We start from the raw sequence: 6,092 nt of genomic DNA, 5'->3' as shown, positions 1-6,092 counted from the left end.
CGTGGCCAGCGCGGCGGAGCTGCGTTCCCGGCGCTTCGTCAAGCTGGCCGCCGCGCTCTCGGGAGTCGCGGCGGCCGCCGTTGCGGCGCTGGTGATCAACGGCGGCGCGTCCGCGGCGTTCGCCGTCACCGCACAGGCCGACGGCTCGATCAAGGTGACCATCAACGAGCTCCGCGACCCGGGGGAGCTGGAGCGGGCGCTGGCGGCCGAGGGCGTCGACGCCCAGGTCGACTACCTGCCCGAGGGCAAGACCTGCCAGCCGTCCAGGGGCGAGCCCGCCAAGGCCGAGGGACGGGTGGAGTCCGGCCTGCACGCGAACGGCGGCAAGGTGAACTTCACCATCACCAAGAACGCGGTCGGCGGCGGCGAGACGCTCGTGCTGGCGGTCTCCGGCAGCGGGCCCGGTGAGACGCCGACCAGCTTGTCCATCTCGGTGATCAAGGGTGACGTGAAGGAGTGCGCGCCGGTCCCGCTGCCCAAGCCCGCCACGACCGGCCGAAATGAGGACGGCGCCCACGTGGGCGAGCACCGTGAGTCCGGCCCCGAGCAGGGAACCGGTCGTCAGTCCCCGCAGCAGGACACCCGCGGCACCACCGAGCGCTTGGACGACGGCGGCTCGCCGCGCCTCGACAGCGACGGAGGCTGAACCACCGCACCCCCGCCCGGCGGCCGGTCCTGGGACCGCCGGGCGGCACCATGACGCCCCGGCGGTTCCCAGTCCGCCAGGTGACGGCAGGCAGGGACGTGAACCGGTGGTAGAGATCTTTCCTCCCGGGTGGAGAAAGGTCTTCGGGTTCTTGGCATCCATATGAACGTATCGTAGTCAAGCCTGTACTCTTCGTGATGCGTGGCGTCGCAGGGACGCCGCGTTACCGTAGAGGAGTGCCAGAGGTGAGTCTGTACCTGCCGGAGGACATGAAGCAGCGGGTCGCGGAGGCGGCCCGGGCGCATCACATGTCCGAGGACGCCTACATGCGCGAGGCGATCGCCCGGATGCTCGGCGACGACGTCGCGGCCGAGCGGCCCCGTCCCACACTGCCGCTCTTCGAGTTGAGCGACGAGCCGCTGACGGCCGAACGCGTCGATGAGATCCTCGCGGAGGGCTTCGGCGAGGGCGGGCGCGCCTGATGCTCGTTCTCGACACCAGCGGCCTGCTCGCTGCGATCGACCCGGGACAGCCGCAGCACAAGGAGGCCCGCGACGTGCTCTTCACGGAGCGAGGAGCGATCCTTCTGTCCCCGTACGTGCTCGCGGAAACCGACTACATGATCCTCAAACTCGCGGGAGTGCGTCGCGAGCTCGATTTCCTGCGGAGCATGACCAGCGGCTTCTACGAGATGGTCGTCATGTCCGCACTGGACGTACGACAGGCGGCGGACATCGTGGAGCAGTACGCGAGCATGCAGGTCGGCCTGACTGACGCGTCTGTGGCGCTCATCGCGGCCCGCTATGAGACGACTCGGGTGCTGACGCTCGATCAGCGGCACTTCCGGGCGATGAAGCCGCTCTGGGGCGACGCGTTCACCGTGTTGCCCGCCGACGTGAACTAGCGGACGATCGGGGCGCCGTGCAGGGTGACGCCGGCGGCGTCGAGCTGGGCCACGGCCGCGTCCGTCGTCTGCCGGGACACGCCGGCCGTGAGGTCGAGCAGCACACGGACCGCGAGGCCGTGCTTGACGGCGTCGACGGCGGTGGCGCGGACGCAGTGGTCGGTGGCGATGCCGACGATGTCGACCTCGCGCACGCCGCGCTCGTGCAGCCACTCCGCGAGCGGCACGCCGTCACCTGAGGCGCCCTCGAAGCCGCTGTAGGCCGCCTCGTGGGCGCCCTTGCTGAAGACCTCCTCCACCGCCGAGGTGTCGAACTCCGGGTGGAAGTCGGCGCCGGGCGTGCCGGCCACGCAGTGGGCCGGCCAGGAGGTCACGAAGTCGGGCTCGTCGGCGAAGTGCGGCCCGGGGTCGACGTGGTGGTCACGGGTGGCCACCACGTGGTCGTAGCCGTGGGCGGCCACGTGGCGGGTGATGGCGGCCGCCACCTCCGAGCCGCCGGCCACGGGGAGGCTGCCTCCCTCGCAGAAGTCGTTCTGCACATCGACGATGATCAGCGCCGTACCCATAGGGGTCACGATACGTCAGGTGAACTCCGTGGGGATCGCCGCGTACCCGCGGACGAGGTGGAGGGCGTCCTGCGGCAGGCGGGTGAGCGCCTCGGCGTGGCGTCCCCGCGCCTCGGCGAGGGGTTCCCGGCCGACGATCTCGCCGTCGCGCACGAGCTCGGTCAGCAGCGGCACGCCGCCCGCCGGCACCAGCCCGGACGTGCTGACCAGCTCGGTCTCGTAGTGGCCGAACTCGTCCAGCAGGCGGTAGGCGTGTTTGAGCCCGCCCCGCGACGGCTTGCCCACCGACCGCTTGGCCACCGGCTCCAGCTTGCCGGTCCGGGTCTCGCGGGCCACCAGCTTGTAGACCAGCGCGGCTGTGGGCACTCCCGAGCCGGTCACCAGGGAGGTGCCGACGCCGTAGCCGTCGACGGGGGCGGCGGCGAGCGCGGCGATGGCGTACTCGTCCAGGTCGGAGGTGACCAGGACGCGGGTGTGGAAGGCGCCGAGCGCGTCGAGCTGCTCGCGTACCTCCTGGGCGGCGGCGGCCAGGTCGCCGGAGTCGATGCGGACCGCGCCGAGCTTCTCCCCGGCCAGCTCGACCGCGGTGCGCACGGCCTCGGGCACGTCGTAGGTGTCGACGAGCAGCGTGGTGTCGGGGCCGAGCGAGGCGATCTGAGCTTCGAACGCCTGGTGTTCGGAGTCGTGCAGCAGGGTGAAGGCGTGGGCGGCCGTGCCCGCCGTCGGGATCCCGTACGCCCGCCCGGCCTGGAGGTTGGAGGTGGAGGCGAACCCGGCGAGGTAGGCGGCGCGGGCGGCGGCGACGGCGGCCTGCTCGTGCGTGCGGCGCGAGCCCATCTCGATGATCGGCCGGGCGCCGGCGGCGTTCACCATCCGGGAGGCGGCCGAGGCGATCGCGCAGTCGTGGTTGAGGATCGACAGGATGAGGGTTTCGAGCAGCACGGCCTCGGCGAACGTGCCCTCGACGATCATGATGGGGGAGGCGGGGAAGTACAGGTCGCCCTCGCGGTAGCCGTGGATGCCGCCGGAGAACCGGTAGTCGGCGAGGAAACCGAGGGTCTCCTCGTCGACCACCCGCCGCTCGCGGAGGAAGTCGATCTCGTCGGGGCCGAAGCGGAAGCGTTCGAGCTCGTCGAGGACCCGTCCGGTGCCGGCGACGACCCCGTAACGGCGTCCTCCGGGCAGGTGGCGGGCGAACACCTCGAAGACCGCCCGCCGGTGCGCGGCACCGCTCCGCAGGGCCGCCTGCAGCATCGTCAGCTCATAGTGATCTGTGAGCAACGCCGTGCTCATGGTCATCGTCACGAGTTCGAGAGTACGGCCCACATAGGGCAGACTCATGAATGTGGGTAGCACGGCTCCAATCACCGTCGAGCGTCCTTCACAGGACGTCCGGCCCGATCTGCCATGGGTCACGATCGTCTGGAATGACCCGGTCAACCTGATGTCCTATGTGACCTATGTCTTCCAAACGGTCTTCGGCTACACCCGGGAGAAGGCCGAGAAGCTGATGATGGACGTCCACCACAAGGGCAAGGCCGTCGTGTCCAGCGGCACCCGCGAGGAGATGGAACGCGACGTGCAGATTCTGCATTCCTACGGGCTCTGGGCCACGGTCCAGCCGGACTCGGTCAAGTGAGGCGGCGCTCGTGAGCTCGGGATTCTCCCCCGGACGCGGCGGGGGCGTGATCGCGGCGTTCGACGCCGCAGAGGTCTCGATCCTGCGTTCGCTCGTCTCGATGGTGCTCGGGCTGGTCGCGCCCGGTCAGACGAGCGACGACCCGCTGGAGCGGGCGCTGGGCATCGGCGACGGGAAGGCGCCGTCGGACCCGGTGCTGGCGCGGCTGTTCCCGTCGGCCTACGAGGACGAGCGGGAGTCGTCGGAGTTCCGCCGCTACACCGAGGCGACGCTGCGCGACGGCAAGCGCTCCGACGCCCAGACCCTGCTCGACACCGCCGAGCCGGGCCGGGTGGAGCTGACCCCTGAGCAGGCCCAGGCGTGGATGCGCGCGCTCAACGACGTGCGGCTCACGCTCGGCACCCGCCTGGAGGTGACCGAGGAGATCCACCAGGAGCTGGAGTCGATGTCCGAGGACGACCCGCGTTATCCGGCGTTCGTCACCTACGACTGGCTCACCTACCTGCAGGACAGCCTGGTCCGGGCCCTCTGGTAACTTCCGCTGCATGCTGACCATCTCGCAGGAACTGGTTGACAAGATCGTCGCCCATGCTCGTGCCGACCACCCCGACGAGGCGTGCGGGGTGATCGCGGGGCGGGACGGGGTGCCGGAGCGGTTCATCCCGATGGAGAACGCCGAGCGTTCGCCGACGTTCTACCGGTTCGACTCGATGGAGCAGTTCCGCGTCTGGCGTGAGATGGACGACCGCGACGAGGAGCCGGTGGTGATCTACCACTCCCACACCGCCACCGAGGCGTACCCGTCGCGGACGGACGTCTCGTACGCGTCGGAGCCGAACGCCCACTACGTCCTCGTCTCGACCAGGGACGAGAACGAGGTCGAGTTCCGCTCGTACCGCATCGTGGACGGTGAGATCAGCGAGGAAGAGGTAAGGTTCGTCCCATGATGGGCGGGCCTGTGCAGAGTTTCCTCTTCGCGCACACTCCTGCTGTCCTCCTGTACGACTGTCGTCCCCGCTGATCAGGAACCCGACCAGGAAATTCCCAGCCGGCCGTCGGCGTTGCATGCCGATGGGACGACGACCAGATCGAGGAGATTGACAGCGATGGCCATCGAGGTCCGCATTCCGACCATCCTGCGTAACTACACCGACGGCGCCAAGGCCGTCAGCGCCGAGGGCGCCACCCTGGACGAGCTGATCGCCAACCTGGAGTCCCGCCACCCCGGCATCAAGGAACGCCTCGTCGACGGCAACGGCCTGCGCCGGTTCGTCAACGTCTACCTGAACGACGAGGACGTGCGCTTCCTCGGCGGGCTCGGCACCCCCGTCTCCGACGGCGACACGGTGACCGTCCTCCCGGCCGTCGCCGGCGGATGACATGCGGTTCGCATCCCTGATCGACTCGGTCGGCCGGACGCCCATGGTCGGGCTGCCGCGGCTGTCCCCGTCGCCGGACGTGCGCGTGTGGGCCAAGCTGGAGGACCGTAACCCCACCGGCTCCGTCAAGGACCGGCCCGCGCTGTGGATGGTCGAGCAGGCCGAGAAGGACGGCCTGCTCACCCCGGGCTGCACGATCCTGGAGCCGACCAGCGGCAACACCGGCATCTCGCTGGCCATGGCGGCCAAGCTCAAGGGGTACCGGCTGGTGTGCGTCATGCCGGAGAACACCTCCGAGGAACGCCGTCAGCTGCTGCGCATGTGGGGCGCCGAGATCATCTCCTCGCCGGCCGCGGGCGGCTCCAACGAGGCGGTGCGGGTGGCCAAGGACCTGGCCGCGTCCCATCCCGACTGGGTCATGCTCTACCAGTACGGCAACCCGGCCAACTGGCGCTCCCACTACGAGACGACCGGGCCGGAGATCCTGGAGGACCTGCCCACCGTGACCCACTTCGTGGCGGGTCTGGGCACCACGGGGACCCTCATGGGCGTCGGCCGTTTCCTGCGCGAGCGGGTTCCCGGCGTGCAGATCGTGGCCGCCGAGCCGCGCTACGGCGAGCTGGTCTACGGGCTGCGCAACGTGGACGAGGGCTTCATCCCCGAGCTGTACGACGAGTCGGTGCTGACCACCCGGTTCTCCGTGGGGTCGGCCGACGCGCTGCGCCGCACCCGCGAGCTGCTGACCTCCGAGGGCATCTTCGCGGGCGTGTCCACCGGCGCCGCCCTGCACGCCGCCCTCGGCGTCGCGCGCAAGGCCGTCAAGGCCGGCGAGCGGGCCGACGTGGTGTTCGTGGTGGCCGACGGCGGCTGGAAGTACCTCTCGACGGGCGCGTACGAAGGCACCCTCGACGAGGCCGAGCAGCGGCTCGAAGGCCAGCTCTGGGCCTGAGCGCGAGGA

The 6,092-nt window shown here is 70.2% G+C and carries 10 protein-coding genes; 8 read left to right on the top strand and 2 right to left on the bottom strand.

The window, feature by feature from the left end; genetic code table 11:
* The 3 genes from OUY22_RS35200 to OUY22_RS35190 form a co-directional block, all read left to right on the top strand.
* The coding region (locus OUY22_RS35200; RefSeq protein ID WP_270159638.1) for a hypothetical protein at positions 1 to 646 on the top strand (646 nt) is incomplete at its 5' end.
* Positions 647 to 891: 245 nt separating this feature from the next.
* The gene (locus tag OUY22_RS35195) at positions 892 to 1,128 is read left to right on the top strand and encodes a ribbon-helix-helix domain-containing protein (RefSeq protein ID WP_270159637.1); all 237 of its coding nucleotides are present in this window, start codon (positions 892 to 894) and stop codon (positions 1,126 to 1,128) included.
* The gene (locus OUY22_RS35190) at positions 1,128 to 1,550 is read left to right on the top strand and encodes a PIN domain-containing protein (RefSeq protein ID WP_270159636.1); all 423 of its coding nucleotides are present in this window, start codon (positions 1,128 to 1,130) and stop codon (positions 1,548 to 1,550) included. Before OUY22_RS35195 ends, OUY22_RS35190 begins: the two co-directional genes overlap by 1 nt.
* Here OUY22_RS35190 and OUY22_RS35185 read toward each other — a convergent pair.
* Entirely contained in the window at positions 1,547 to 2,116 is a 570-nt protein-coding gene (locus OUY22_RS35185) for a nicotinamidase (protein ID WP_270159635.1), read from the bottom strand. The genes OUY22_RS35190 and OUY22_RS35185 overlap by 4 nt on opposite strands.
* 15 nt (positions 2,117 to 2,131) lie before the next feature.
* The gene (locus OUY22_RS35180; RefSeq protein WP_270159639.1) at positions 2,132 to 3,415 is read right to left on the bottom strand and encodes a nicotinate phosphoribosyltransferase; all 1,284 of its coding nucleotides are present in this window, start codon (positions 3,413 to 3,415) and stop codon (positions 2,132 to 2,134) included.
* Positions 3,416 to 3,455: 40 nt separating this feature from the next.
* Between OUY22_RS35180 and clpS the strand changes: the two genes are divergently transcribed.
* From clpS to OUY22_RS35155, 5 genes are all read left to right on the top strand, one after another.
* Positions 3,456 to 3,755, top strand: a complete 300-nt coding sequence (gene clpS, locus OUY22_RS35175; protein ID WP_408638255.1) for an ATP-dependent Clp protease adapter ClpS — start codon at positions 3,456 to 3,458, stop codon at positions 3,753 to 3,755.
* Positions 3,756 to 3,765: 10 nt separating this feature from the next.
* Positions 3,766 to 4,290 carry a DUF2017 domain-containing protein gene (locus OUY22_RS35170; RefSeq protein WP_270159634.1) on the top strand — a complete coding sequence of 175 codons (525 nt, stop codon included), beginning with the start codon at positions 3,766 to 3,768 and terminating at the stop codon, positions 4,288 to 4,290.
* 10 nt (positions 4,291 to 4,300) lie between these two features.
* Positions 4,301 to 4,702: a M67 family metallopeptidase gene (locus OUY22_RS35165; RefSeq protein ID WP_270159633.1), complete on the top strand. Its 402-nt coding sequence runs from the start codon at positions 4,301 to 4,303 to the stop codon at positions 4,700 to 4,702.
* Between the two features lie 159 nt (positions 4,703 to 4,861).
* The gene (locus OUY22_RS35160) at positions 4,862 to 5,134 is read left to right on the top strand and encodes a MoaD/ThiS family protein (protein ID WP_270159632.1); all 273 of its coding nucleotides are present in this window, start codon (positions 4,862 to 4,864) and stop codon (positions 5,132 to 5,134) included.
* Between the two features lies 1 nt (position 5,135).
* Complete coding sequence (locus OUY22_RS35155; protein WP_270159631.1) at positions 5,136 to 6,083, top strand: PLP-dependent cysteine synthase family protein; 948 nt, start codon at positions 5,136 to 5,138, stop codon at positions 6,081 to 6,083.
* Positions 6,084 to 6,092: the final 9 nt, after the last annotated feature.

This window comes from Nonomuraea corallina (assembly GCF_027620315.1).
GTDB classification, from domain to species: domain Bacteria; phylum Actinomycetota; class Actinomycetes; order Streptosporangiales; family Streptosporangiaceae; genus Nonomuraea; species Nonomuraea corallina.
Note: the sequence above shows the minus strand (reverse complement) of the source record. Positions and strands in the feature narration are given on the sequence as shown.